The sequence below is a fragment of the Rhizobium sp. BR 314 genome, from assembly GCF_047445805.1.
In the GTDB taxonomy this organism is placed as follows: domain Bacteria; phylum Pseudomonadota; class Alphaproteobacteria; order Rhizobiales; family Rhizobiaceae; genus Rhizobium; species Rhizobium lusitanum_B.
The window spans coordinates 110,876-135,975 of record NZ_JARWLA010000010.1 but is presented as its reverse complement, the minus strand read 5'-3'; the positions used below and the strand labels follow the sequence as shown (position 1 = coordinate 135,975).

Sequence of the window (25,100 nt, the reverse complement as noted above, 5' to 3'; positions counted from 1 at the left end):
GCAACTTTTGATCAAGTTCACTGGAGAACCCTATGGCGAAATCCGTTTCCACGGTCCGGACCGATCATGCCAGCCGCTATCTGCAGCAACTCTGCAAGCACTGGAGCCACAAATTTGAGGTGGAGTTCAACGAGACCGCCGGCAAGGTGCCGTTCAGTCCGGAGACATCTCTTGAGCTGGCGGCAGATGCCACCAACCTGATTCTCAAGTTAAACGTCGAAAAATCCGAAGATCTCGAGCGCATGCAGAATGTCGTGGTCGATCATCTCAAGCGCTTTGCTTTTCGCGAGGAACTCGACTTCGTCTGGATCGCGGACGCAAGCGCCGCATAGAGCGTTTCCGCTTTTCTTTGAATCGCGAAAGCGCTCTATCTTTTGCCCTTACGCATTCCGGACGGAAAACCGCTTCGCACTTTTCCTGGAATTGCTCTGAATTTTCACCCAACTCCCAAGACCCGCAACCGGTTCACTTTGACGAAAGAAGCCCCGATGACATCAAGCAACAGCCGCGAATCCCAGTATCCGATCGACAAGCTCTTCCTGGATCGCTGGTCGCCGCGCGCCTATTCCAACGAACCCATGCCCGAAGCCGACCTGCTGACCATCCTCGAAGCCGCCCACTGGGCACCGTCCGCCTCGAACCTGCAGCCCTGGCGCTTCCTTTATGCCCTGCGCGGTTCGGCAAACTGGGACAAGTTCCTGAGCGTTCTGATCGAATTCAACCAAGGTTGGGTGAAGTCTGCGTCCGCGCTGCTTTTCGTCGTCTCCCGTACCCACAGCGGCGAGCTTGGTTCCGACGAACAGAAGCCCAGCTACAGCCATTCCTTCGACGCCGGTGCTGCCTGGGGTTTCCTGGCAGTTCAGGCACACCTAGCCGGCTACGAAGCACACGGAATGACCGGCTTCCACGTCGAAAAGTCCTATGAAGTTCTCGGCATTCCGGATGGCTTCCGCGTCGAGGCCGCGGTCGCGATCGGCAAGATCGGCGACAAGAACCAGCTTCCGGAAAAGCTGCGCGAGCGCGAAGTTCCGAGCCAGCGCAAGCCGCTTTCGGACATCGCCTTCAATGGCACCTTCATCGCCAAGTAATTGACACGAACGGAAAAGGCCCGCCTGGCGCATCCAGGCGGGCCTTTTCTTTTTGACAATTTCGCGCGGAAAGGCGCTGAGATCAGATATCGAGATTGGCGACGTTCAGGGCGTTGTCCTGAATGAACTCGCGCCGGGGCTCGACCTCATCACCCATAAGGCGGGCAAACAGGCCGTCGGCATCCGTAGCATCGTTGACCCTCACCTGCAGCAGCGTGCGGACGTTCGGATCAAGCGTCGTTTCCCAGAGCTGTTCGGCGTTCATTTCGCCGAGACCCTTGTAGCGCTGCATGGTAAGACCCTTGCGGCCGGCGGTGAAGATCGTTTCCAGCAGCTTGCGCGGCCCGGAAATCTCGGTCTCGCCATCACGGCGTACAAGCTTCGGCGGTACAATATAGGTTTCTTTAAGCCGTGCGCCGAGCTGGTCAATAAGTCGCGCGTCCTGCGAACCGATCAACGCCATGTCGAGAAGAATGACTTCCTTGACGCCGCGCACCATGCGCTCGAAGCGCAAACCGCCGTCGCCCGTCACGCTGCCGCTCCAGCCGCGCTCGGTTTCCTCGGCAATGAGGTCGAGCCGCTTGGCGACGTCATCCGCAAGAACCGTCGCCCGTGCCTGATCGCTGACCAGTTCGGCATTGAGCGCACCGGCAATCGCCGCCTGCTCGACGACATTGCGATTGTAGCGTGAGTGCAGATTGTCGATCAGCGAGCGCAGGCGCAGTGCGTCGGAGATCACTTCGCGCAGATCCTGGCCGGCGCGGACTTCACCGCCACCTAACCGCAGGCTCGCATCGTCGAGGCCCTGCCCGATCAGATATTCTTCCAGCGCCTTCTCGTCCTTCAGATACTGAACCGATTTGCCGCGCGTCACCTTATAGAGCGGCGGCTGGGCGATATAGAGATGGCCGCGCTCGATGAGATCAGGCATCTGGCGGAAGAAGAAGGTGAGCAGCAGCGTACGGATATGAGCGCCGTCGACGTCTGCGTCCGTCATGATGATGATCTTGTGGTAGCGCAGCTTGTCGGCGTTGAATTCGTCCTTGCCGATGCCGGTGCCGAGCGCAGTGATCAGCGTGCCGATTTCCTGGCTCGACAGCATCTTGTCGAAACGAGCGCGCTCGACGTTCAGGATCTTGCCGCGCAGCGGCAGGATGGCCTGATTTTCGCGCGAGCGGCCCTGCTTGGCCGAGCCGCCTGCCGAGTCACCCTCGACGAGGAAGACTTCAGACTTGGCGGGATCGCGCTCCGAGCAATCGGCAAGCTTGCCGGGCAGCGATGCGATATCGAGCGCACCCTTGCGGCGGGTCAGTTCACGCGCCCTGCGCGCTGCTTCGCGGGCGGCGGCGGCCTCGACCACCTTGCCGACCAGAACCTTGGCTTCGGAGGGATGTTCTTCGAGCCATGTGCTGAGGGCTTCGTTGACCAAGCTTTCCACGACGGGACGAACCTCAGATGAAACCAGCTTATCCTTAGTCTGCGACGAGAATTTCGGATCGGGAACCTTGACCGACAGCACGGCCGTCAGACCTTCGCGGCAGTCGTCGCCCGTCAGCGTCACCTTCTCCTTCTTGGTGATGCCGGACGTGTCGGCATAGGAGGTGATCTGGCGCGTCAAGGCAGCGCGGAAGCCGGCCATATGCGTGCCGCCGTCGCGCTGCGGGATGTTGTTGGTGAAGCAGAGGACGTTTTCGTGATAGCTATCGTTCCACCACATGGCCACCTCGACCGTGATGCCGTCCTTTTCGCTGCGGATCGATACCGGCTTCTGAACCAACGGCTTCTTGGCACGATCGAGATAGGCGACGAAGGCTTCCAGACCGCCGTCATAGAGCATTTCTTCCTGCCTAACGTCCGAATGCCGCTTGTCGGTCAGGAGGATGCGGACGCCGGAATTCAGGAAGGCAAGTTCGCGCAGGCGATGCTCTAGCGTGCCGTAGTCGAACTCGATCATGGTGAAGGTTTCCGAGCTCGGCATGAAGCTCACTTCGGTGCCGGTCAAGTTGCCGGAATCACCCGTTTCCTTCAACGGCGCATCAGCGACGCCGTGGGTGAAGCTCATTTCATGAATCTTGCCCTGGCGACGAATCTTCAGCTTCAACCAGACGGACAGCGCGTTGACGACGGAAACGCCGACACCATGCAGACCGCCCGAGACCTTATAGGAATTCTGGTCGAATTTGCCGCCGGCATGCAGCTGGGTCATGATGACTTCAGCGGCTGAAACGCCTTCGCCGCTATGGATATCCGTCGGGATGCCGCGACCGTTGTCGGTGACCGTTACCGAGCCATCGGGATTGAGGGTAACGGTGACGATATCGGCATGACCGGCCAAGGCTTCGTCAATCGCATTGTCGACGACTTCGTAGACCATGTGATGCAGGCCCGAGCCGTCGTCCGTATCACCGATATACATGCCGGGACGCTTGCGCACGGCATCGAGGCCCTTCAGAACCTTGATGCTGTCTGCGCCATATTCGGCGCTACCGCCATTTTCGGAAATATCGGTCATTTATTGAAGTCTTTCCAGTGTTTAGAGAATCTCGCCGATCGCTGCCGAATCAGCGGTTTTTCTTGCCCTGAATATAGGATGTTTCACCCCGAACTTCCAAACGGAAGGCCTCCAAATCAGCCATAAAGCAGGGGATTAAGGCGCTTTTCAGCCGGTTTTTCCGGCGTTTTCCAAAACCCGGGCTAGCTCTTGGATCGTTGCGGCGTCAATATTGCGAATCTTGACGGCCAAATGGTTGACGAAGGCCGTGTGCTCGGCCGAAAGCCCTGATGTGTCGACCACGATGCGTGGGTCGGAAAATCGAGCCAGCAGAAACAATTCCTCGGCCTCGTCCCAGATTATGTTGAAGTAACCGGCGATACGTTGCAGCAGATCGAAGGTTGGCGTGCCGCGCTTTCCATGCTCCAAGGCGGATAGATAGGCCGGCGTCACATTCAGGGCGGATGCCATCTGTTTCTGCGATACGCCCTTGCGCAATCTCAGTTTTCTTATCGCTTCGCCGAAGGGGGTCAAGGCTTCTCCCCCTTCCCGCGCGACAGACGAATGTAAAGTGCGCCGTCGCCGCCATGGTGCTGGGCCGCCGTCTCGTAGGACGAAATCAGGAAGCGGAACTCGGGCTTGGAAAACCAAAGCGGCACAGCACGCTTGAGCGCCCCTTCGCTGCCCATCGAGCTGCCTTTGCCTGTTATGACGAGCACATGGCGCAGGCCGCGATTGTGGGCCCGCAGCAGGAAATCCAGAAGCATGCCATGCGCCTCGCTTTGGATCAGGCCGTGAAGATCGATGCGTGCCTCCAGAGCCAGCCTGCCCTTCGCGATCTTGCGCTTTACGGGACGTTCGAACGGATGATGCTGGCCGGAAGGCTGCTTTGCCGGTGTCTGCGTATTTTGAGTGTCGGCAGATGCCGGAGTTGCTGCTGCCTTCGCGGCGCGAGTGCTTTCCTCGTTCTCCGCTTCTGCAGCCAGCGCCGCCTCGAACGCCTCCGGGTCGGCCACTCGACCGGGCATGGGCCGGGCGCTCTTGGCGACCCTGCCCCAGAGGATACGATCCTCCGTGCTGAGCTTTCGCTCCTTATCCTTTCGTTCCGGGGCCATCAGCCAAACCTTCGCGCTGCCGCCTTTGGAATGAATATGTAAAAATCGGCATCATCGCGCACGATGCCGGCGAGCTCGCCGGCATCATAACCCGAGCCGGTGAAGATATCGCCGCGTGCCGGCCCGACGATGGCGGAGCCGGTGTCGAGCGCCAGCATAAGCCGGGCAAATGGCCTGCCTTCATCGAGATGCTTCAGGCTTTCCGAACGGATGAAGAATGGGAAGCCGAAGGTATGGATCAGGCGGTCGACCGCCAGCGAGCGACCGGCAACCAAAGGCACCTTTGCGGCCGCGATCGGGCCGAGAGTCTCATCGCTGACATCGGCCTCGCGGAAGAAAATATAAGATCGATTGTGTGCCAGAACTTCGTCGACCTCTTCCGGATGCGCATAAAGCCAATCGCGGATCGTCTGCATGGAGATCGTCGCGCGATCCAGCAAACCGCGATCGATCAGCAATCGTCCGACGGCTGAGAAAGGGTGCCCGGCCTTGGCGGCATAGGTGATGCGGCCAAGCCTTCCATCCGGATAGCGCAGACGCGCTGCACCCTGCACATGCACGAAGAAGATATCGACCTTGGATTTTGCCCAGGCGATTTCCAGGCCCTTGCCTTCAAGGTAGCCACGATCGATCTCGCCGCGGTCCGGATAGGCGGAGATCACCCCATCGTTGAGGCGCCCGAACATGTAGGAGGCGTCGAGGATCGAGGGTCGGTTGCTGTCATCAAGGTCGATCAGATCGTCCGGCCGGCGATAGAAGGGGTAGCGATAGGTCTCGTCCGCTGTAGCAGAGACTTCGATTTCCGGCTCGAAGAATGCCGTCACGAAACCGCTGCCGCCATCGCCGCGACGAATGAAGAAAGGCTGACAATGCTCCTCGAAGAATGCGCGAGCTTCGGCGGCGTTGCGCGGCTCTTTCCCCTCTGCGGCGTCGAGAAGCGCCAGGAGATCCTCGGCCGTCAATCCGCTATGGCCTGTGCGGTACGGCTTCACGCTGCGAATGTGGGTCCGACAGTCCCTCATGGCGCGAAAAAGGCTGGAAGGATCATCATCCTTCCAGCCCTTCAGTTCAGCGAAGGTTGCCGGCTCAAGCCTGAATTCCTGCGATGGACTTGTCATTGTTCGGATTCGGTCGCCACAAGTTTCCAGTTGGGATCGCGGGAACGCGTGTCGCGGGCAAAGGTCCAGAGATCGCTGACTTCCGCCACAGCCTCAGCATCGCCGTCGATCAACGCGCCGGCCTTGTCGTAGGTTGCGGAGATCATCTGGCTGACGATGCGCATGGTGATGAGCGCTTCTGTTGCCTTCACCTCGGCTGTGACGATATCGGCCTTGTCGATGCCGACGAAGGTGGACTTGACCTTCTCGCCCTTGGCTTCGCGATCGGCGATGGCGGCGTCGAAGCCCTCATAGACTTCGCGCGACAGAAGCCCCTTCAGAGACTTGCGCTCGCCTTCGGCGAAAGCCATGACAATCATCTCGTAGGCCATGCGGGCGCCGTTGACGAACTCCTTCGGATCGAAAGAAGGGTCGGCCTTGCTTACTTCACGCAGCGAATCATTGAGCTGGGTGCCGGCCGGCGTAAAGGCATCGATGGCGGCAAAACGGTCTTCCTCTTCGGTCGCATCGCGGCGCGGCAGGGTCACCACCTTGCCGGCATCCGGCGAGGCTGGGCCACTTGCCGGATCGGCGGAGCCATAGAGATCGCGCGGCGGCTTCTCGTTCCCCGTGCGGCGGCCAAGGACACTGCGCAACTGAAAGAAGATCAGCACCGCCGCCACCAGGAAAAAGATCGTCACAAAGTCGTTTGCACCCATCTCGTATCGGAACCATCGTTAAAATTAAAAGATCAATCCCCATATAGTCCGCATCGATCTATCATTCAAATAGCGGACCAGTTTCTTTATTATATGCGAGAAACCACCGTTTACGCGAATAAACCCGCTCTCAGGACCACCGTAACATGCGCCTATCACTTCTTCCTATCTTCGTTTTTCTGATGCCGCTCGCGGAAATCGCCGGCTTCATCGTCGTCGGAAAGCTGATCGGCGTCTGGGCAACATTGGGGCTCGTCATCCTCAGCGTGATGCTTGGCGCCATGCTGCTCAGGATTCAGGGCATCGGTATCCTGCAGCGCATTTCGGCCGAGAGCCGCAATGGCGGCGATCCCGGCCGCGAAATGGTGCATGGCGCGATGATCGTCGTCGCTGCCTTTTTCCTGATGCTGCCCGGCTTCATCTCGGACATTATCGGCCTTCTGCTTTTCATTCCGGTCGTGCGCGATCTTGCCTGGACGATGCTGCGCAAGCGTATCGTCGTTGTCGGCAATTCCAGCGCCTTTAGACGCGGGCCGGGAACTGGCGCTGGTCCGCACGCACGGCCGCGCGATGCGGGAACGGTGGTCGATCTCGACGAAAGCGATTTCCATCGCGAACCCAAGCGCAACTCGCCATGGTCGGACCAGAAGCGGCTCGAAGACTAGAGCGCCGGCCGGAAAGCGCCGGGGCACAAGGGTTGTGCGCCCCTATTCGAAATGCTAGATGGCGACACCCATCGAGACGTGAGAGGACACCCCCATGGCCAACGAGACCAACGGCAACGGTGCAGCCAGCCCGAGCCTCAGCATCCTTGCTCAGTACACCAAGGATCTTTCCTTCGAAAATCCGGGTGCTCCGCGCTCGCTTCAGGCCCGGGAAAACGCTCCGGACATCAACATCAATGTCAACGTGAACGCCAACCCGCTGTCGGACGAAGATTTCGACGTCGTGCTGACGCTGAATGCCGAAGCCAAGGATGGCGAGCGCGTGCTCTTCCACACCGAGCTGGTTTATGGCGGCGTCTTCCGCGTTACGGGCTTCCCGCAGGAGCACATGCTGCCGCTGCTCTTCATCGAGTGCCCGCGCCTGCTGTTCCCCTTCGCACGTCAGATCATTGCTGACGTCACGCGCAATGGCGGCTTCCCGCCGCTGATGATCGACCCGATCGACTTCGCGCAGATGTTCACGCAGCGCATGGCCGAAGAGCAGGCCCGCGCTCAGGTTTCGGCCGTTCCGAACTAAGTCTGAATTTTCCATTCTGGAAACGAAAATGCCCGGATCGACGTCCGGGCATTTTCTTTTAGTGCCTTGAGATGCGGCCTCTTATTCGGAGGTGCGATACTTGGACCAGATTCCCTTCTCACCGAGTTTGGCAACCAACGCGGCATGGGCTGCCTGCTCTTCCTCGCTCAGCCGGCTTGGCAGAGGACTGGGCCTTGCATAGACATCGGCGACGATCTCATCCGCATCCTCGTTTTGTCTCGATCGTGACGATGAGTTGCTGCCAAGGCCGAGCGCGGTCTGCCGGCCGCCAATCATCTCGATATAGACTTCGGCAAGCAGTTCGGAGTCGAGCAACGCGCCGTGCTGCGTGCGGTGCGAATTGTCGATGCCGTAGCGCCGGCAGAGCGCATCCAGCGAGTTCGGACCCATGGGGTGCTTGCGCCTTGCCATTGCAAGCGTGTCGATCACCATATCCGGAAGAATCGGCGGGCGGCCCAGCCTTGCGAACTCGGCATTGACGAAGCCCATATCGAATGTGGCGTTGTGGGCGATCCACTTGGCGTCGCCGAAGAATTCGAGGATCTGGTCGGCAACCTCCTCGAAGGGCGGCTTGTCCTTCAGCGATTCATCGGTGATGCCATGGACGGCCAGTGCGTCCGGATGAACCTTGCGGTCGCCCGGATTGATATAGAGGTGTAGCGTCTTGCCGGTCGGAAAATGGTTGATGAGCTCGATCCCGCCGATTTCGATGATACGGTCCGCCCTGTTGTCGAGGCCCGTGGTTTCCGTATCGAAAATGATTTCGCGCATGTCGAGGCTCCGCCTTCCTAATTTCCGCCCTGCTGCTTGCGCCGCAGATCCGCAATGATTTCTTTTACCTGCTCGCGTGCCGCATCGATGCTTCCGCCGGTATCGATGACATAGTCCGCACGTGCCCGCTTTTCCGCATCCGGCGTCTGGCGGGAGAGAATCATATTGAATTTTTCTTCCGTCATGCCCGGCCGGGCAAGCACTCTTTCTCTTTGAATCTGTGGATCGCAGCTAACGACAACGATCTTGTCCAACCGCTTTTCCGCCCCGGTTTCGAACAGCAGCGGAATATCAAGCACGATCATGTCGGCGCCGCCCTGGCGATGACGCTCCAGAAACTGGTTTTCGCGCTCACGCACGAGCGGGTGAACGATGGCTTCCAGCCGTTTGAAACCGGAGGGATCGCCCGCAAGTTTTCGGCTGAGCTCCTGCCGATCGACCCTGCCATTGCTGGTGGATCCTGGGAAGGCGGCCTCGACGAGAGGGACGGCTTCGCCGCTATAAAGATCGTGCACCACCGCATCGGAATCGTTCACCGGGATTCCAGCCTCGGCAAAGATCTTTGCCGATGTCGATTTTCCCATTCCGATCGATCCGGTCAGCCCGATCCTGATCATAAATGTTTTTCCATGTCAGCGATGATCAAAGCTCTCAAGGTTTCATCGACCGCTGGACGCTTCCCGAACCACTTTTCGAAGCCTGGCACGGCCTGATGCAACAGCATGCCAAGACCGTCGACAATGGCAAAGCCCTGTTCCTCGGCCTGTGCCAGAAGCGGCGTTTTCAGCGGTACATATACAATGTCGGTAACGACGGCACCTTCCACAAGAGGCGAGAAGTCGATCCGCGGTGCCGCTTCGCCGTCCATGCCAAGCGATGTCGTATTGATGAACAGTCCGGCGCCCCGCATGACCTCGCCGAGCGCTGCCATCGGATGGGCATGAACGCGTTCGCCGAAGCGATCGGCCAATTCTCTGGCACGTTCGAGCGTACGGTTGACCACATGAATTTCCTTGAAACCGCGATCGCGCACGGCTTGGATGATGGCACGGCTCGCACCCCCTGCTCCGAGGATAACGGCGCGATCGCTGCGATCCCACCAGGGATGGCGCTCGTCCAGATTTGCGGTGAAACCGCGGCCATCGGTATTGGTCGCGTGGAGCAGACCATTTTCAACCCACAGGGTGTTGGATGCACCGAGTTCGCCGGAAAGCTCGTCCGGCCGATCCGCCAGTTTGAATGCTGCTTCCTTATGAGGGATCGTCACATTGCCGCCGACGAAGCCGCTCGTGCCATCCTTCAACGAGGCGATGAAAGAGGAAAAATCCTCAACGGAGACTTCATGAGCGCGATAGCTGCCGGCAAGTCCGAGCTGGCGCAACCAGTAGCCGTGGATCAGAGGCGAGCGTGAATGCTTGACCGGATAACCCGTTACGAAAGCGTTTACGCCGTGTGTTTCACGTGAATCATCCATCGATTGTCCCCAACTCGCGCAGTTTTTCCAGAAGCGGCAGCATCGGCAATCCGATGATCGTGAAATAATCGCCGTCGATTTTGGAGAAGAGCTGGATGCCCTCCCCCTCGAGTTGATAGGCGCCAACGCTCGACAATGCCTTATCACCGACACGGTTCAGATACCGATGAATGAAATCCGACGACAGCGCGCGCATCGTCAGATTGGCATGGGACACGTGCTCCCAAATGATGTCGCCGTTGCGGGCGAGCGCCATCGCGCTGTTCAGACGATGGGTCTTGCCCGACAGCGTCTTCAAATGATTTTCGGCGTCCGCCATGCTCTTTGGCTTATGAAAGACCTGCTCGCCGAGCGACATCGTCTGATCCGAACCGATAATGAGTGAGTTCGGGAAACGATCGCTTACCTCCTTCGCTTTCGCCTTGGCCAGCACCAGGGCAACGGCATCGGGGTTCGCGCCATTTTTCTCGAGCGGCGCTTCGATGGCGCGCTCGTCAATATTGGCGGCGATGGCCTGGAAATGAAGTCCTGCATTCTCCATCAGCATTCGACGGAACGGGCTGGAAGACGCAAGGATGAGGGGCAAGGTCATGACGGCTGCCTCTGACATTTGGATGTGGAGCGATTAACGCAGCTTCGGGCGCAGGGCAACAATAGCCGCCGCAGTCTCTTCAATCGAGCGACGCGTGACATCGATGATCGGCCAGTTGTGCCGCGCGCAGAGAGAGCGTGCATATTTCAGCTCTTCCGAGATTGCCGCGCGATCGGTGTAATCGCCGCGATCGAAGCCTGGCGTCGTGCCGAGAATGCGATTTTCGCGCACCTGCGAAATGCGGTCGGTGGTAGCGACCAGACCGACGATCAGCGGTTTGGTTGCTCTGGACAAGCTTTCCGGCAAAGGCACGCCATGGACGATCGGAATATTGGCGGTCTTGATGCCGCGGTTCGCCAAATAGATGCTGGTTGGCGTTTTCGACGTGCGGCTGATCCCGATGATGACCACATCGGCATCGTCGTAATCATCAGGCATCTGTCCGTCATCATGATCCATGGTGAAGTTCAGTGCCTCGATGCGGGCGAAGTAATCGGCATTCATCACATGCTGCGCACCGACGCGACGGCGCGACGCAGTGCCGAGATAGGTCTGGAAAACATTCATGACCGGCTCGAGGACATTGACGCAGGGCACGCCCATTTCACGGCAGCGCTCGTCGATGAAGTCAGCAAGCTCGCGGTCGACGATTGTATAGAGGACGATGCCCGGACTGTGGTCGATCGCCTCCAGAACCGGCAGGAGCTGCTTGCGATTCCGAATCAGCGGGTAGACGTGCTCGATCGGCTGCGTGGCATGGAATTGGACGGATGCAGCCCTGCCGGCCGAGATGAGAGTCTCTCCCGTTGAGTCAGAAATCAGGTGCAGATGAAAGAAGCTCGTTCGGTTTTCCACGCTACTTTCCATTGCCTGTTGATATCTCGGGACAAAAGAGAGGTACGAGAAGGGGCCTATCCCGGGCAAGTGGAAAACCGCCGAGTTTTCCACATTTGGCATTTCTGCGGAGACGTCTTCGCGGTGGCTGTGGGCAATGTGGACAAAGTCGATTGGCTTCGGCAGCTCCCCAGCTTATCCCCAGGCTCGGTTCAAATGGATGGGGCCGTAAACCATTCAAAAGATTGACGGATCGAGCTAGCCATCCACATATCCCCTCTTCCCCGGGATTTATTTGCTCGATTGCTGCCGAACCGCGACAAATTGGACAGGCAATGGATGAACTTTAATCCTTGATAGTCACCGACTCTAAGAAATAGAAACCTTAGATATATGTTTGGTTTTATATAGGACGACGGCTGTGACCGATGAACGCCGGAAGATCATGCGGGTATTGAGCGGTGAAACGCTTTCCCCTCCCCCTCTCTGGCTGATGCGCCAGGCAGGACGCTATCTGCCTGAATATCGTGAGACGCGGGCCAAAGCCGGGAGCTTTCTCGATCTCTGTTATTCCCCCGATCATGCTGTGGAAGTGACTCTGCAGCCGATCCGTCGTTATGGCTTCGATGCGGCTATTCTCTTTTCGGATATCCTCGTCATCCCTGATGGGCTGAAGCGCAATGTTCGGTTCACCGAAGGACATGGTCCGGAAATGGATCCGATCGACGAAGCTGGAATTCTGGCCCTGAAGCCGGAGGGTGTGATTGCGCACCTTGCGCCTGTCATGGAGGCCGTCCGGAGGTTACGGCAAGACTTGCCTGCCGAAACGACGCTGCTCGGCTTCTGCGGAGCTCCCTGGACCGTTGCGACCTATATGATCGCCGGACATGGCACCCCGGATCAGGCTCCCGCCCGTCTTTTCGCCTATCGCCATCCCAAAGCCTTTGAACATCTGCTGATGCTGCTTGCGGAGATATCCGCCTCCTATCTGGTGGCACAGATCGATGCCGGCGCCGACGCGGTGCAGATTTTCGATTCCTGGGCCGGCGTGCTTGGGGAGAGGGAATTCGAAGCCTTCGCCGTCAAGCCGGTTGCCAGAATGATCGCTTCGGTCAAGGCGCAGCGGCCGCAGGCGCGGATCATCGCCTTTGCCAAGGGTGCAGGGTACCAGTTGAAAACCTATCGGCAGAAGACCGGTGCTGATGCGATCGGCCTTGATTGGTCGGTGCCTTTGGCTTTTGCGCAGGAGTTGCAGCAGGAAGGCCCGCTACAGGGCAATCTCGATCCGATGCGCGTCGTTGCCGGCGGCAAGGCGCTAGAGGATGGGATCGACGACATTCTGCAGCATCTCGGTCATGGCCCGCTGATTTTCAATCTTGGGCACGGGATCACGCCGCAAGCCGACCCGGCCAATGTTTCAGCGCTTGTCGAGCGCGTTCGCGGATGGAGAGGCTGATGACGATGGAAAAGCAGACCGACGAAGCGCCTGGCAGAAAAGCCGGCACACGCGCCTATTTCATGATCCTGATTTTTGCCGTTCTGGCGATCGGGCTGTTCGCCTGGCATCCGGTCGATCTCTATCTCTGGATTAAGGCCCTGCACATCATCGCGGTCATTTCGTGGATGGCGGGGATGCTCTATCTGCCGCGCCTCTTTGTCTACCACACCGATGCGGAACCAGGCTCGCAGCAATCCGAGACGTTCAAGGTGATGGAAAAGCGTTTGCTGCGCTACATCATAACGCCGGCAATGATCCTGACTTGGATCTTCGGGCTCTATCTCGCCTGGTCGGTCTATGATTTCCACGGTGGCTGGCTGCACGCCAAGATCGGGCTTGTCGTTATCATGTCCGGTCTTCACGGCTTTTTCAGCCGCGCGGTGCGCGCTTTCGCCCGTGATGAAAACAAGCACTCGGCCCGCTATTGGCGCATGATGAACGAGGCGCCGACGCTTCTGATGATCGTCATCGTTATTCTCGTGGTGGTGAAACCGTTCGCGTGAGATTGGCCCATTTTTGGTGGGGACGTTAAATTTCCTTCATTTCACCGTCCCCCCTTGCGGTTCAGAAAGTGAGTCGCTATTTTCCCGCCATCTCTTCTTCGTGGCATGTATCCATTCTGTCGCCCGCGAGCGCCCCTATCGCGGTTCTGAATACGAGCAACATTGCCTTTCCCCTTCTAAAAAATGAGTAATTCCCTTCATGGCTGAGATGAAGCTTCAGGAACTGAAAAATAAATCCCCGACCGATCTTCTGGCCTTTGCCGAATCGCTCGAGGTCGAAAACGCCAGCACGATGCGCAAACAGGAACTGATGTTTGCAATTTTGAAAGTGCTCGCAAGCCAGGATGTGGAAATCATCGGCGAGGGCGTCGTCGAAGTTCTGCAGGACGGCTTTGGTTTTCTTCGCTCCGCCAATGCGAACTATCTTCCCGGTCCGGACGATATCTACATCTCCCCCTCCCAGATCCGCCGCTTCTCTCTGAAGACCGGCGACACGGTCGAGGGGCCGATCCGTGGTCCGAAGGAAGGCGAGCGCTACTTTGCGCTGCTGAAAGTCAACACTATCAATTTCGACGATCCGGAAAAGATCCGTCACAAGGTTCACTTCGACAATCTGACGCCGCTCTATCCGAATGAGCGTTTCCGTATGGAACTCGACGTTCCCACATCGAAGGATCTTTCTCCTCGCGTCATCGATCTGGTGGCGCCGCTCGGCAAGGGCCAGCGCGGTTTGATCGTCGCTCCGCCCCGTACCGGTAAGACCGTTCTCCTGCAGAACATCGCCCATTCGATCACCGCCAATCATCCCGATTGCTATCTGATCGTTCTTCTGATCGACGAACGTCCGGAAGAAGTGACCGATATGCAGCGCTCGGTGCGCGGCGAAGTTATTTCTTCGACCTTCGACGAGCCGGCCGTTCGTCACGTGCAGGTCGCCGAAATGGTCATCGAAAAGGCCAAGCGTCTTGTGGAACACGGCCGCGATGTCGTGATCCTGCTCGACTCCATTACCCGCCTTGGCCGAGCCTATAACACTGTCGTTCCCTCTTCGGGCAAGGTTCTGACCGGTGGTGTCGACGCCAATGCGTTGCAGCGTCCGAAGCGCTTCTTCGGTGCCGCGCGTAACATCGAAGAAGGTGGCTCGCTGACCATCATCGCGACCGCGCTGATCGATACCGGCAGCCGCATGGACGAAGTCATCTTCGAAGAATTCAAGGGTACGGGTAACTCGGAAATCGTGCTCGACCGCAAGGTTGCTGACAAGCGTATCTTCCCGGCGATGGATATTCTCAAGTCCGGTACGCGTAAGGAAGACCTGCTCGTGCCGCGCCAGGATCTGCAGAAGATCTTCGTTCTTCGTCGTATCCTCGCGCCGATGGGCACGACCGATGCGATCGAATTCCTCATCGATAAGCTTAAGCAGACGAAGAATAATCCAGATTTCTTCGACTCGATGAACACGTAACTCTTGCCAAATTGTCTGGCTCTTTGGCTGAGGCTGTGAAGTAGTATGATCGGGTCGCCTCGTGCGGCCCGATTTCCGTTTAGAACATATCGCGTAAATGTGTTGGGCCGGCTTTCCGTGATCAACATGCGCAAGATCGAAGATTAAAGTGTGGGACAGCGGATCAAAGCAATCGCACTGTTCCTTTAGGGCCGCCGGAGTTTCACGGAAATGTGGGCCGATAGGAATCGATTCGGAACCGGATCAAATTTATGAACGCAGCGAACCAGACAATCTATGCCCTCTCCAGCGGTAGCCTTCCTGCCGGCGTTGCCGTCATTCGCATCAGCGGCAGTGAAACAATGCATGTGGTGAAATCACTCGCAGGATCTGTGCCGGTAGCTCGTCAAGCAACGCTTAAAACGATTCGGACTCGTAACGGTCTTATGCTTGACCGCGGTCTTGTTCTGACTTTTCCAGGGCCTGCCTCCTTCACCGGTGAAGACTGCGCAGAGATTCACATTCATGGGGGCAAGGCGGTTGTTGCTGCCCTCCTGGACGAGCTTTCCATGTTCGAAGGTTGCCGTTTGGCCGAACATGGGGAGTTTTCAAGACGCGCCCTTGAAAACGGCAAAATGGATCTGGTCGAGGTCGAGGGTCTTGCCGATCTCATAGGTGCGGAAACGGAAATGCAGCGGCGCCTTGCGATAGAGCATGCCGCCGGTGGCCTTTCGGCTCTGTATGAGGGTTGGGCCGATAGGTTGACGCGCGCCCGCGCGCTCATTGAAGCAGAACTTGATTTTGCCGATGAGGATGACGTACCGGGATCGGTTTCAGATTTGGTATGGAGCGACATGGAACGCCTCCGTTCCGAACTATCCGAACATTTGGACGGCGCGGACTTCGGCGAGATCGTAAGGGATGGATTGCGTGTCGTTATCGCCGGCCCACCGAATGCAGGCAAATCCAGCCTCATCAATGCTCTGGCAAAACGCGAAGTCGCGATCGTCACCGACATTGCCGGGACGACGCGCGATGTCCTGCATGTGGATCTGAATATCGATGGATATGCGGTCAGGCTCTATGACACCGCAGGCCTGAGAGAGACCGAGGAGGTGGTGGAGAGAGAGGGCATCCGGCGTGCTCTGAAGACCGTAGCGGATGCGGATCTGGTCCTCTCGCTGGCGGAGATCGGTCAACCGGCGCAAACCGATTTTCCGGGGTTTAAAGGTCGAATTCTCAAGCTTGGTACGAAGGCTGATCTTCGCGCCGGGGATGACGGCGCGTACGATCTGCTGATCTCCTCGACATCGGGTGACGGGCTCGCTGAACTGCATCAGCTTATCATCGATGATCTGCGGGATCGCTCGCCATCTCTCTCTCTTGCTCTCCCCAGCCGGCTGCGCCATCGCACACTCCTTAAGCAAAGCTTGGATACATTGAGCGTGGCGGTAAGTTCTGATAATCAAGGCCTCGATATCAGAGCGGAGCATTTGCGCCAAAGTGCCAACAGTCTCGGCCGGATAACGGGCCGGGTCGATGTCGAAGATCTCCTTGATGTGATCTTCTCAGAATTTTGCATCGGCAAATGATTCACGTGAAACATCGCCGATAGAATACTCCTTGCAGCGTTTCACGTGAAACCTTCTTGACTCCGTGGACTGATGTGCCAAACAGGCGGCTTCATCGAGGATCGTGATTGTGCGCGACAATATTTATGATGTGATCGTTGTGGGCGGTGGCCATGCCGGTACTGAGGCTGCGGCCGCGTCGGCGCGCCTGGGTGCGCGCACGGCGCTCGTTACACATAAGCGCTCCACCATCGGAGTCATGTCTTGCAATCCCGCCATTGGTGGGCTCGGCAAGGGACATCTCGTCCGCGAGATCGATGCACTCGATGGACTTATGGGTCGCATAGCCGACGCAGGAGGCATCCAGTTCCGGATGCTCAACCGCAAGAAAGGTCCGGCGGTTCGTGGTCCGCGCACGCAGGCCGATCGCAAGCTCTATCGACTTGCAATGCAGGCGGAGATCGAGGCAACGGCGAACCTTGATGTCATCGAAGGCGACGCTTTCGATCTGACGATCGAGCATGGTCGCGTTTCAGCCGTCGTTTTAAAAGACGGAAGAGTGATCCGCTGTGGCGCCGTTGTCTTGACGACCGGCACGTTCCTTCGTGGCCTCATCCATATCGGTGACAAGAAAATTCCGGCCGGTCGCGTAGGCGAAGAGCCTTCGGTTGGCCTCTCCGGCACATTGCTGCGCTATGGCCTGGCGCTTGGCCGCCTGAAGACAGGAACTCCGGCTCGTCTGGATGGCTCGACGATCGATTGGGAGTCTGTCGGACGTCAAGGCGCCGATGAGGATCCGACGCCCTTCTCCTTCATGACTGATTCGATCGCGAATCCGCAGATCGAATGCGGCGTGACGCGCACGACGCCGGAAACCCACAAGATCATCGCGGAAAACCTGAGACGGTCTGCGATGTATTCTGGTCAGATAGAAGGGGTCGGCCCGCGCTACTGTCCTTCGATCGAAGATAAGATTGTTAAGTTCGGCGAGCGAGATGGCCATCAGATCTTCCTCGAACCTGAGGGACTTGACGATACCACAGTCTATCCGAATGGCATTTCGACATCCCTCCCCGAGGAGGTTCAGGACGCTTTCATCAGAACTATTCCGGGTCTGGAACGAGTCCGTATTCTACAGTGCGGATATGCCATCGAGTATGATCATGTCGATCCACGCGAGCTGAAGTTGTCTCTGGAAGTTGAGAAGATTCCAGGCCTCTTTTTGGCCGGTCAGATCAACGGTACGACCGGCTATGAAGAAGCCGGAGCTCAAGGTCTCGTTGCCGGCTTGAATGCGGCGCGATTGGCCTCTGGTGGCAAGGCCGTCGAGTTTAGCCGCACCGAATCCTATATCGGCGTGATGATCGACGACTTAACGTCGCGGGGTGTCGCCGAGCCTTATAGAATGTTCACCTCGCGGGCAGAGTACCGGCTGTCGCTCCGTGCTGATAACGCCGATGTGCGTTTGACACCGATAGGTCTTGCTATCGGTAGCGTTGGAAGTGCGCGCGCATCACGCTTCAGTGATTATATGGAGAAACTGGAGCGTAGTAGGAGTCAGTTGAAGCAACTGACGATTACGCCTAGCGAGGCTGCGAAGGTCGGATTGCATCTGAACAAGGACGGGCAAAGACGTTCGGCCTATGAGCTGCTGTCCTATCCTGATCAATCCGTATCAACCGTTTCCCGGCTTTGGCCGGAACTAGGCTCCTTGGAGCGCGGCATAGGAGAAGCGCTCGAGATTGAGGCCGCCTATGCCGTCTATATGGATCGCCAGACAGCGGATATCGTGCAGGCTCGCAGGGAAGAGGAACGCGCCATACCGGCCGATTTCGATTTCACTCTTCTCTCGGGATTGTCCAATGAGCTGAAGCAGAAACTGACAGCTATGCGCCCGAAGAACATCGCGCAAGCTTCTCGGATTGATGGAATGACACCAGCCGCGATCTCGCTGCTTCTGGCTCATCTTCGGAAGATGGCGACAATAGAAGCGCAGAAGCTCGTTTCCTAAGTGCTGCAAGGTTTGAGAGTCCAACATATGGAATTGAACGGTGTGCGTGTTTCACGTGAAACACAGGAGCGGTTGCTGCATTTTGCGGAACTATTCCAGAAGTGGGCCAAGACCATCAATCTTGTGGCGCCTTCAACGATTGGCGATCTTTGGAGTCGCCATATTGCCGATAGCGCGCAGATTTTCCAGCTTCATCCACACACGGACCATTGGGTCGACCTAGGCAGCGGCGGTGGCTTTCCAGGCGTGATAACCGCAATTTTGCTGGCCGAACAGGGCGCTGGTCATGTCGATCTGGTTGAAAGCAATCAGAAGAAGGCTGCATTTCTGCGCGTTTGCTTGCGGGAGTGTGAGGCACGCGGTGCTGTTCACGCGATCCGAATCGAGGAGGCACCTGCGGTCATAGAGCATTGCGACACGATCTCGGCACGCGCATTGGCGGAGCTGGACTTGTTGCTCGACTACTCGGAGCCCTGGCTGGAGCGCAATGAAAATTTGCATCTCGTGCTGCATAAAGGCCGGGATTACGCGCGCGAGCTCGAGAAAGCCCGTGGTCGTTGGGAATTCGATCTGGTAAAACATCCAAGTGTCGTCGAGCGAGATTCCGTAATTTTGGAATTAAGTCGTATTCGGCGCCTGATTTAACCGAAATTGGATGTGCGGCAGATGATCGGCGAGCGAAACCGGATTATTACCATCGCAAATCAAAAGGGTGGCGTCGGCAAGACGACGACCGCGATCAACCTAGCGACAGCACTGGCGGCCATCGGTGAGAAGGTTTTGATCGTCGATCTCGATCCGCAGGGTAATGCCAGCACCGGGTTGGGCATCGAGCGGCGCGACCGCAAGCAATCTTCCTATGATCTTCTGGCCGGGACTCATACGATTCTGGAAACCGTTCTGGAAACAGCCGTTCCGAATCTTTTCATTGTGCCATCGACGATGGACCTGTTGGGCGTCGAGATGGAGATTGCGCAGCAGCCGGACAGGGTTTTCCGGCTTCGGCGGGCGCTCAATAGTCCGGATGCCCTGTCCTTCTCCTATATTCTGGTCGATTGCCCACCTTCTTTCAATTTGCTAACCATGAATGCCATGGCGGCTGCACATTCGGTTCTGGTGCCGTTGCAGTGCGAATTTTTCGCACTGGAAGGCCTCAGTCAGCTGCTTGAAACGGTTGATCAAGTGCGCCGTACGGTGAACCCGTCCCTGGATATTCAGGGTATCGTATTGACGATGTTTGATTCCCGTAACAATCTCGCGCAGCAAGTTGTGAGCGACGTTCGTACGCATCTCGGCGAGAAGGTCTACCATACGTTGATTCCACGCAACGTGCGCGTGTCCGAGGCGCCGTCCTATGGCAAGCCCGCGATCCTTTATGATCTGAAGTGTGCGGGAAGCCAGGCCTATCTGCAACTGGCTTCGGAAGTGATCCAGCGGGAGCGGCAGCGCAAGGCTGCAGCCTGATATGTTTTTGTTTTAGAGTGAGTATCGGCGATGAATGATGATCTTTCGAAACGGCGCCTTGGGCGTGGCCTGGCAGCTCTCATCGGAGAGATGGATCAGCCCACGCCGGTGGAAGCGGGAAGGCCGTCGGTAAATCCGGATCGCCTGGTGCCGATCGAATTCATTTCGCGGAATCCACGTAACCCTCGCCGTTATTTCGATGAGACGGAGCTGCACGATCTCGCCAGTTCCATACGGCAGCACGGAATTGTTCAGCCGGTCGTTGCTCGCACGGTTTCGACAGATCGCTATGAAATCATTGCCGGCGAAAGACGCTGGCGTGCGGCGCAGTTGGCGGGGCTCATCGAAATTCCCGTCATCGTTCGTGACGTGGATGACAAGACGGCGCTGGAAATCGCCATTGTCGAAAATGTTCAGCGAGCCGATCTCAATCCGCTGGAAGAAGCGCTTGGGTATGAGCAGTTGATCGCCGAGCATGGTTACACGCAAAACGATCTCGGCGAAATCATCGGTAAGAGCCGCAGCCATGTCGCCAACTCTCTCCGCCTCTTGAAGCTGCCCGATCCGGTTCGCGATATGCTGGCTGCCGGCAGTCTTTCGGCCGGTCATGCCCGGGCGCTGGTATCGACGTCGGATCCGTCCGGCTTGGCGCGCACGATTGTTTCCAAGGGGATGTCGGTCCGTGATGCGGAGCGATTGGCGCAGAATGACATCAAGGCGCAGAACGATCCTCGTCCGCCCGGCGCGCATCGGGACGAAAAAGATTCCGACACTTTGGCGCTGGAGCGTACGCTTTCGGACACGCTTGGGCTGGATGTTTCGATCAATCACCGCGGCAATGGCGGTCAGGTCAGAATATCCTACAAGACGCTGGAGCAGCTTGAGGAAATTTGCCGTTTGTTGGAGCGGCGTTGATCTCAGTATGTTGAAGATTGCCCTTGAAAATCAGCCCTTTCGGGCTGATTGCAGCGTTGTTGCCAGCAAGGTCTGCGTGGCGATCGTGTCTTCAAGGCTGGCGCGCTGGCGTGTCTGAAGAACGGCAGATTGTAGCCTGTTCATTTCACGCGCGATGGCAGGAGCAGTCCAGGTTTTGAGCGCCTGTTCGATGATTGGCTTGCGGCGGAAATGCAGATGGCGTCCAAGTGTCTGCATGACCTGGGCGGGAGCCAATTTCCTTTCGTCCATTTCGGCTCGCATCGTGTCGAGCAACTGAAACTGCTTCAGGCACCCCTGAAGCACGAGGAACATTGGCGTCTTGGACGAGGCGATTTTCTGTATCGCGTGAAGGAAGGTTTCCGCGTCGCCCTTCAGGATTGCGTCGACCGCGTCGTCGGTGGAGACTGCACTTGCATCGCCGATGATATCGATGACGTGGCCTTCCTCAATCGTGCCCTGCCCACGGCAGTAAAGCGCGAGCTTGCGGACTTCGTTGCGCGATGCGATGCGATCACCCCCGAGAAGCTCCAAAAGCGCCTGTCGGGCGGCCGGTGCAATTCGCAGGTTTTCACTCGCCAGCTCAGTATCTATCAGGCCGTTAAGCGCCCTGACGTCGTCGGCGTAGCAGGGTATGGTGGCGATGGCACGGGCGGCTTCGGCAATCTTGCGCAGCCCAGACCCCTTTTTGAGATCGCCGGCCTCTATTATGACGAAACTTGCGTCAGGGGGATTATCGGCAATGATCTGCAGCGAATCGATCAGCGCCTTCTCATTGGCGGCCCCTCGAATCCATACGAGCTTTTCTCCGCCGAAAAGGCCGATTGCATTGACCTCATCCAGAAGACGTCCCGCGTCGTTCTGAAGATCACCGACATCGAGTTTGATAAGACAAAAAGCGTCGTTCAGATCTACGCCGGTCTTGCTCGCTATTTGCGCGGCCCGTTCGGAAACCAGACCGCGATCCGGGCCGTATATGACAAAAACCCGATAGTTGCGCGCGGCATTTTGCAGGAATCCATCAAACTCGTGAGACTTGATTTCCGCCATGCCGCGCTCTCACTCAGCGGCTGAGGGCAGCGGCGATATCGGCTGCAACCATCTCTGCGACTTCGCGGGCGGCGCGATCTTCCGAGTTTAGGATTGCTCGGCTCTTGCCGAATTCCGTTGACTGCAGGTCTACGAGTGAGTTGACAGAACGGCTGCCAGATTTCAGTACTCTACCTGTGCCGACTTCCTTGAGTGTGAAAGATGCAAGGACAGTGGTGCGTGCCGCTCCCGAGGTGTCGGAAGATGGCAGATAAATAACCCCGCTGGTGCTCATTCTAACGCTCAAATCGACAATATATCTCGGCGTTTTCGTCTCACCGGCGCCCCTTCCGGCTATGAAGATCAATTGGTTGCGAACTTCCTGCCCGACCCGCGAATCTGTATCAGAGAAGGAAACTTGCGAAAGTTTCTGTGTCACGCCAGTGCTTACGGCATAGAGCGGCTTGACCTGGCAGGCCGACAAAAGGCCGGCAACTGCCACCAGGGACGCAACGCCGGCGATGCGGGCGAACTTGAAAAGGCTATCAGACGACAATGTTCACGATCCTCTGTGGAACGACGATGATCTTCTTTGGCGCCTGACCGTTCAATGCGCTCTTGACGGCATCCAGGGCGAGCACGGCCTGTTGCACGGCATTCTGATCTGCATCGCGCGCGATTGTCAATTCGGTGCGCTTCTTGCCGTTGATCTGGACGGGATAGATGATCTCGTTTTCGATCACTAGTGCTTCGTCGTAGACCGGCCAAGCGCTTGTGGCGATCATGTTGGTATTGCCGAGCGCGGCCGAGCATTCTTCCGCCAGGTGCGGGGTTATAGGCGCAACAAGCGCAATCAGGATCTCGACAGCTTCGCGGACGGCGGAGCGATAGCTGGCATCGGCTTGGCCTGCTGCAACCTTGCTCAGCGGCGCTGCTAGCGCATTGACGAATTCGTAGATGCGGGCCACGGCCTTGTTGAAGGCAAGCTTGTCGTAATCGCCCTGAACAGCCTTCAGCGTGCGGTGAGCGACCTGCGAGATCACCAGCGCTTCGCCCTCTTTAGCCGGATTCGATTCAACTGCCTTTAGCGCGTCCGCGGCTTCGGACACGAGACGCCACATCCGCTGCGTGAAGCGATGCGCGCCTTCGACACCGGCTTCGGACCAGATGACATCGCGGTCGGGCGGCGAATCGGAGAGTACGAAGAAGCGGGCAGTGTCGGCGCCGTAAGAGGCGATGATATCGTCGGGATCGACGACGTTCTTCTTCGACTTCGACATCTTTTCGATGGCGCCGATGGTGATATCTTCACCGGTCGAAAGCAGCGTGGCGCGGCGTTGGCCGTCCAGTTCCTCGATGTTGATATCTGCGGGTGACACCCATTCGCGCGTCAGGCCATTGCCACGGCTGTAGGTCTCGTGCACGACCATGCCCTGGGTGAACAGGCCCTTGAAGGGTTCCTTCACGTCGAGATGGCCGGTTTCACGCATGGCGCGGGTGAAGAAGCGCGAATAAAGCAAGTGCAGGATCGCGTGCTCGATGCCGCCGATGTACTGATCGACGGGCAGCCAATGGTTGGCCGCCTTCTGATCCGTCGGCTGATTTTCCCAAGGAGCGGTGAAGCGTGCGAAATACCAGCTCGAATCGACGAAGGTATCCATCGTATCTGTTTCGCGACGCGCATCCTTGCCGCATTGCGGGCATGCGACATGTCGCCATGTGGCATGTCGATCGAGCGGGTTGCCGGGCTGATCGAAGGTGACGTCGTCGGGCAGCCTGACCGGCAGGTCCTGCTTCGGCACAGGCAGTACGCCGCAGTCATCACAATGGATGACCGGGATCGGGCAGCCCCAATAACGCTGACGGGAAATACCCCAGTCGCGCAGGCGGAAGTTCACCTTGCGCTCTGCCTGCGGCGCATTGCCGATGCTCGTTTCGGAGAGCTTCGTCGCCACGGTTTCAAAGGCTTGGTCGGTGCTCATGCCGTCCAGGAAGCGTGAGTTGATCATCACGCCGCCACCGTCATAGGCGACATCGCCGACGTTGAAGCTTGCGGCATCGCCGTCTGCGGGCATAACCACAGGCACAACGGGCAGGCCATATTTGCGGGCGAAATCCAGGTCGCGCTGATCGCCCGAGGGGCAGCCGAAGATGGCGCCAGTACCGTAGTCCATCAGCACGAAGTTGGCGATGTAGACGGGCAGTTCCCAGGATGGATCGAAGGGATGACGGACCCGGATACCGGTGTCCATGCCCTTCTTTTCGGCGGTTTCCAGTGCGGCCAGCGAGGTGCCGGCGCGGCGGCACTCTTCGCAGAAGGCTTCGATCGCCGCGTCCTTGGCTGCAGCTTCCTTGGCCAGCGGATGATCAGCTGAGATTGCCAGGAAGGAAGCGCCGAACAGCGTATCCGGGCGGGTCGTGTAAACCGTGATCTCGCGATCGCTATTGGGTGCGGTCTCCGGGACGATCTCCCAGCGAATGGCCAGGCCTTCGGAGCGGCCGATCCAGTTCTTCTGCATCAGACGCACTTTTTCCGGCCAATGGTCGAGCGTATCCAGTGCATCCAGGAGATCCTGGCTGAATTCGGTGATCTTGAAGAACCACTGTGTCAGCTCGCGCTGCTCGACGAGAGCGCCCGAACGCCAACCGCGGCCATCGATAACCTGTTCATTGGCGAGAACGGTGTTGTCGACCGGGTCCCAATTGACCTTGGACTTCTTACGGTAGACGAGGCCCTTCTCCATCATGTCGATGAAGAGCATCTGCTGGCGATGATAATAATCGACGTCACAAGTCGCGAATTCACGGCTCCAGTCCAGCGACAGGCCCATGGCCTTCAGCTGGGTGCGCATCGAGGCGATGTTCTGGTAAGTCCATTCCTTCGGATGCACCTTGTTGTCGCGTGCGGCGTTTTCCGCCGGCATGCCAAAGGCGTCCCAGCCCATCGGATGCAGCACGTTGTAGCCGCGGGCGCGCTTGTAGCGAGCAACGACATCACCCATGGCGTAGTTGCGCACATGGCCCATATGGATCCGGCCCGACGGATACGGGAACATTTCTAGAACGTAGTACTTCTCGCGCGGATCGGCGTTGTCGGTAACGAAGACTTCTTCTTCGTTCCATTTCTGCTGCCAGCGGGGCTCGGCGTCGCGCGGATTATAACGTTCGATAGACATCTGTTCTTGTATTCCGAAAAATCATGG

At 57.8% G+C, this 25,100-nt stretch carries 25 protein-coding genes; 12 read left to right on the top strand and 13 right to left on the bottom strand.

The window, feature by feature from the left end:
- The first annotated feature begins 32 nt into the window (after positions 1 to 32).
- Together QD461_RS15730 and QD461_RS15725 are read left to right on the top strand one after the other, a co-directional pair.
- Complete coding sequence (locus QD461_RS15730) at positions 33 to 332, top strand: DUF2218 domain-containing protein (RefSeq protein WP_414088551.1); 300 nt, start codon at positions 33 to 35, stop codon at positions 330 to 332.
- A gap of 156 nt (positions 333 to 488) precedes the next feature.
- On the top strand, positions 489 to 1,088 hold the full coding sequence (locus QD461_RS15725) for a nitroreductase family protein (protein ID WP_414088550.1): 600 nt from the start codon (positions 489 to 491) through the stop codon (positions 1,086 to 1,088).
- Positions 1,089 to 1,170: 82 nt separating this feature from the next.
- On the opposite strand, the gene gyrB is transcribed toward QD461_RS15725, so the two are convergent.
- The 5 genes from gyrB to QD461_RS15700 form a co-directional block, all read right to left on the bottom strand.
- Positions 1,171 to 3,600: a DNA topoisomerase (ATP-hydrolyzing) subunit B gene (gene gyrB / locus QD461_RS15720; RefSeq protein ID WP_414088549.1), complete on the bottom strand. Its 2,430-nt coding sequence runs from the start codon at positions 3,598 to 3,600 to the stop codon at positions 1,171 to 1,173.
- A gap of 147 nt (positions 3,601 to 3,747) precedes the next feature.
- On the bottom strand, positions 3,748 to 4,113 hold the full coding sequence (locus QD461_RS15715) for a helix-turn-helix domain-containing protein (protein WP_414088548.1): 366 nt from the start codon (positions 4,111 to 4,113) through the stop codon (positions 3,748 to 3,750).
- Positions 4,110 to 4,694 carry a Smr/MutS family protein gene (locus QD461_RS15710; protein ID WP_414088547.1) on the bottom strand — a complete coding sequence of 195 codons (585 nt, stop codon included), beginning with the start codon at positions 4,692 to 4,694 and terminating at the stop codon, positions 4,110 to 4,112. Before QD461_RS15710 ends, QD461_RS15715 begins: the two co-directional genes overlap by 4 nt.
- Positions 4,694 to 5,812: a murein transglycosylase A gene (locus QD461_RS15705; protein WP_414088546.1), complete on the bottom strand. Its 1,119-nt coding sequence runs from the start codon at positions 5,810 to 5,812 to the stop codon at positions 4,694 to 4,696. Before QD461_RS15705 ends, QD461_RS15710 begins: the two co-directional genes overlap by 1 nt.
- Positions 5,809 to 6,510: a Tim44/TimA family putative adaptor protein gene (locus tag QD461_RS15700; protein ID WP_414088545.1), complete on the bottom strand. Its 702-nt coding sequence runs from the start codon at positions 6,508 to 6,510 to the stop codon at positions 5,809 to 5,811. The genes QD461_RS15705 and QD461_RS15700 overlap by 4 nt, the downstream gene beginning before the upstream one ends.
- Positions 6,511 to 6,656: 146 nt before the next feature.
- On the opposite strand from QD461_RS15700, the gene QD461_RS15695 reads away from it, so the two are divergent.
- Entirely contained in the window at positions 6,657 to 7,175 is a 519-nt protein-coding gene (locus tag QD461_RS15695) for an FxsA family protein (protein ID WP_414088544.1), read from the top strand.
- 94 nt (positions 7,176 to 7,269) lie between these two features.
- Complete coding sequence (secB, locus tag QD461_RS15690; protein WP_112339883.1) at positions 7,270 to 7,752, top strand: protein-export chaperone SecB; 483 nt, start codon at positions 7,270 to 7,272, stop codon at positions 7,750 to 7,752.
- 81 nt (positions 7,753 to 7,833) lie between these two features.
- Here the strand turns inward: secB and dnaQ are convergent, their stop codons facing one another.
- From dnaQ to QD461_RS15665, 5 genes are read right to left on the bottom strand one after another with little or no spacing between them, the layout of a single operon-like run.
- Positions 7,834 to 8,544, bottom strand: coding sequence for a DNA polymerase III subunit epsilon (gene dnaQ / locus QD461_RS15685; protein ID WP_414088543.1), 711 nt, complete (start codon positions 8,542 to 8,544; stop codon positions 7,834 to 7,836).
- Positions 8,545 to 8,561: 17 nt separating this feature from the next.
- Complete coding sequence (gene coaE, locus QD461_RS15680) at positions 8,562 to 9,161, bottom strand: dephospho-CoA kinase (protein ID WP_414088542.1); 600 nt, start codon at positions 9,159 to 9,161, stop codon at positions 8,562 to 8,564.
- Complete coding sequence (locus QD461_RS15675) at positions 9,158 to 10,018, bottom strand: shikimate dehydrogenase (protein ID WP_414088541.1); 861 nt, start codon at positions 10,016 to 10,018, stop codon at positions 9,158 to 9,160. Before QD461_RS15675 ends, coaE begins: the two co-directional genes overlap by 4 nt.
- Positions 10,011 to 10,610 (bottom strand): Maf-like protein, encoded by a 600-nt coding sequence (locus QD461_RS15670; RefSeq protein WP_414088540.1) that lies wholly within the window; start codon positions 10,608 to 10,610, stop codon positions 10,011 to 10,013. The genes QD461_RS15675 and QD461_RS15670 overlap by 8 nt, the downstream gene beginning before the upstream one ends.
- A gap of 33 nt (positions 10,611 to 10,643) precedes the next feature.
- Positions 10,644 to 11,465, bottom strand: a complete 822-nt coding sequence (locus QD461_RS15665) for a pyruvate, water dikinase regulatory protein (protein ID WP_414088539.1) — start codon at positions 11,463 to 11,465, stop codon at positions 10,644 to 10,646.
- Positions 11,466 to 11,865: 400 nt separating this feature from the next.
- On the opposite strand from QD461_RS15665, the gene hemE reads away from it, so the two are divergent.
- The 8 genes from hemE to QD461_RS15625 all read left to right on the top strand — a co-directional run bounded on the left by hemE (position 11,866) and on the right by QD461_RS15625 (position 20,850).
- On the top strand, positions 11,866 to 12,900 hold the full coding sequence (gene hemE / locus QD461_RS15660) for a uroporphyrinogen decarboxylase (protein WP_414088538.1): 1,035 nt from the start codon (positions 11,866 to 11,868) through the stop codon (positions 12,898 to 12,900).
- Positions 12,900 to 13,445: a protoporphyrinogen oxidase HemJ gene (gene hemJ, locus QD461_RS15655; RefSeq protein WP_414088537.1), complete on the top strand. Its 546-nt coding sequence runs from the start codon at positions 12,900 to 12,902 to the stop codon at positions 13,443 to 13,445. Before hemE ends, hemJ begins: the two co-directional genes overlap by 1 nt.
- 199 nt (positions 13,446 to 13,644) lie before the next feature.
- A complete protein-coding gene (gene rho / locus QD461_RS15650; RefSeq protein WP_004127423.1) occupies positions 13,645 to 14,910 on the top strand; it encodes a transcription termination factor Rho in 1,266 nt (421 codons plus the stop codon).
- Positions 14,911 to 15,161: 251 nt separating this feature from the next.
- The gene (mnmE, locus tag QD461_RS15645) at positions 15,162 to 16,481 is read left to right on the top strand and encodes a tRNA uridine-5-carboxymethylaminomethyl(34) synthesis GTPase MnmE (protein ID WP_414088536.1); all 1,320 of its coding nucleotides are present in this window, start codon (positions 15,162 to 15,164) and stop codon (positions 16,479 to 16,481) included.
- Between the two features lie 109 nt (positions 16,482 to 16,590).
- A complete protein-coding gene (gene mnmG / locus QD461_RS15640; protein ID WP_414088535.1) occupies positions 16,591 to 18,471 on the top strand; it encodes a tRNA uridine-5-carboxymethylaminomethyl(34) synthesis enzyme MnmG in 1,881 nt (626 codons plus the stop codon).
- 27 nt (positions 18,472 to 18,498) lie between these two features.
- Positions 18,499 to 19,116, top strand: a complete 618-nt coding sequence (rsmG, locus tag QD461_RS15635) for a 16S rRNA (guanine(527)-N(7))-methyltransferase RsmG (RefSeq protein WP_414088534.1) — start codon at positions 18,499 to 18,501, stop codon at positions 19,114 to 19,116.
- A gap of 21 nt (positions 19,117 to 19,137) precedes the next feature.
- Positions 19,138 to 19,935, top strand: coding sequence for a ParA family protein (locus QD461_RS15630; RefSeq protein WP_184704904.1), 798 nt, complete (start codon positions 19,138 to 19,140; stop codon positions 19,933 to 19,935).
- Positions 19,936 to 19,965: 30 nt separating this feature from the next.
- Positions 19,966 to 20,850, top strand: coding sequence for a ParB/RepB/Spo0J family partition protein (locus QD461_RS15625; RefSeq protein WP_414088533.1), 885 nt, complete (start codon positions 19,966 to 19,968; stop codon positions 20,848 to 20,850).
- A gap of 30 nt (positions 20,851 to 20,880) precedes the next feature.
- Here the strand turns inward: QD461_RS15625 and holA are convergent, their stop codons facing one another.
- From holA to leuS, 3 genes are read right to left on the bottom strand one after another with little or no spacing between them, the layout of a single operon-like run.
- Positions 20,881 to 21,918 (bottom strand): DNA polymerase III subunit delta, encoded by a 1,038-nt coding sequence (gene holA, locus QD461_RS15620; RefSeq protein ID WP_414088532.1) that lies wholly within the window; start codon positions 21,916 to 21,918, stop codon positions 20,881 to 20,883.
- A 13-nt stretch (positions 21,919 to 21,931) separates the two neighbouring features.
- Positions 21,932 to 22,453 carry a hypothetical protein gene (locus tag QD461_RS15615; RefSeq protein WP_414088531.1) on the bottom strand — a complete coding sequence of 174 codons (522 nt, stop codon included), beginning with the start codon at positions 22,451 to 22,453 and terminating at the stop codon, positions 21,932 to 21,934.
- The gene (gene leuS / locus QD461_RS15610; RefSeq protein ID WP_414088530.1) at positions 22,443 to 25,073 is read right to left on the bottom strand and encodes a leucine--tRNA ligase; all 2,631 of its coding nucleotides are present in this window, start codon (positions 25,071 to 25,073) and stop codon (positions 22,443 to 22,445) included. Before leuS ends, QD461_RS15615 begins: the two co-directional genes overlap by 11 nt.
- Between the last annotated feature and the right edge of the window lie 27 nt (positions 25,074 to 25,100).

What these genes read in the sequence shown, in the direction of transcription:
- leuS (WP_414088530.1), bottom strand. Translation starts at nt 25,073, where the DNA reads ATGTCTATCGAACGTTATAATCCGCGCGACGCCGAGCCCCGCTGGCAG.
- QD461_RS15695 (WP_414088544.1), top strand. Translation starts at nt 6,657, where the DNA reads ATGCGCCTATCACTTCTTCCTATCTTCGTTTTTCTGATGCCGCTCGCG.
- QD461_RS15670 (WP_414088540.1), bottom strand. Translation starts at nt 10,610, where the DNA reads ATGACCTTGCCCCTCATCCTTGCGTCTTCCAGCCCGTTCCGTCGAATG.
- QD461_RS15705 (WP_414088546.1), bottom strand. Translation starts at nt 5,812, where the DNA reads ATGACAAGTCCATCGCAGGAATTCAGGCTTGAGCCGGCAACCTTCGCT.
- rsmG (WP_414088534.1), top strand. Translation starts at nt 18,499, where the DNA reads ATGGAATTGAACGGTGTGCGTGTTTCACGTGAAACACAGGAGCGGTTG.
- gyrB (WP_414088549.1), bottom strand. Translation starts at nt 3,600, where the DNA reads ATGACCGATATTTCCGAAAATGGCGGTAGCGCCGAATATGGCGCAGAC.
- mnmE (WP_414088536.1), top strand. Translation starts at nt 15,162, where the DNA reads ATGAACGCAGCGAACCAGACAATCTATGCCCTCTCCAGCGGTAGCCTT.
- rho (WP_004127423.1), top strand. Translation starts at nt 13,645, where the DNA reads ATGGCTGAGATGAAGCTTCAGGAACTGAAAAATAAATCCCCGACCGAT.
- holA (WP_414088532.1), bottom strand. Translation starts at nt 21,918, where the DNA reads ATGGCGGAAATCAAGTCTCACGAGTTTGATGGATTCCTGCAAAATGCC.
- dnaQ (WP_414088543.1), bottom strand. Translation starts at nt 8,544, where the DNA reads ATGCGCGAAATCATTTTCGATACGGAAACCACGGGCCTCGACAACAGG.
- hemJ (WP_414088537.1), top strand. Translation starts at nt 12,900, where the DNA reads ATGACGATGGAAAAGCAGACCGACGAAGCGCCTGGCAGAAAAGCCGGC.
- coaE (WP_414088542.1), bottom strand. Translation starts at nt 9,161, where the DNA reads ATGATCAGGATCGGGCTGACCGGATCGATCGGAATGGGAAAATCGACA.
- QD461_RS15725 (WP_414088550.1), top strand. Translation starts at nt 489, where the DNA reads ATGACATCAAGCAACAGCCGCGAATCCCAGTATCCGATCGACAAGCTC.
- QD461_RS15710 (WP_414088547.1), bottom strand. Translation starts at nt 4,694, where the DNA reads ATGGCCCCGGAACGAAAGGATAAGGAGCGAAAGCTCAGCACGGAGGAT.
- QD461_RS15730 (WP_414088551.1), top strand. Translation starts at nt 33, where the DNA reads ATGGCGAAATCCGTTTCCACGGTCCGGACCGATCATGCCAGCCGCTAT.
- QD461_RS15675 (WP_414088541.1), bottom strand. Translation starts at nt 10,018, where the DNA reads ATGGATGATTCACGTGAAACACACGGCGTAAACGCTTTCGTAACGGGT.
- QD461_RS15630 (WP_184704904.1), top strand. Translation starts at nt 19,138, where the DNA reads ATGATCGGCGAGCGAAACCGGATTATTACCATCGCAAATCAAAAGGGT.
- QD461_RS15625 (WP_414088533.1), top strand. Translation starts at nt 19,966, where the DNA reads ATGAATGATGATCTTTCGAAACGGCGCCTTGGGCGTGGCCTGGCAGCT.
- secB (WP_112339883.1), top strand. Translation starts at nt 7,270, where the DNA reads ATGGCCAACGAGACCAACGGCAACGGTGCAGCCAGCCCGAGCCTCAGC.
- QD461_RS15700 (WP_414088545.1), bottom strand. Translation starts at nt 6,510, where the DNA reads ATGGGTGCAAACGACTTTGTGACGATCTTTTTCCTGGTGGCGGCGGTG.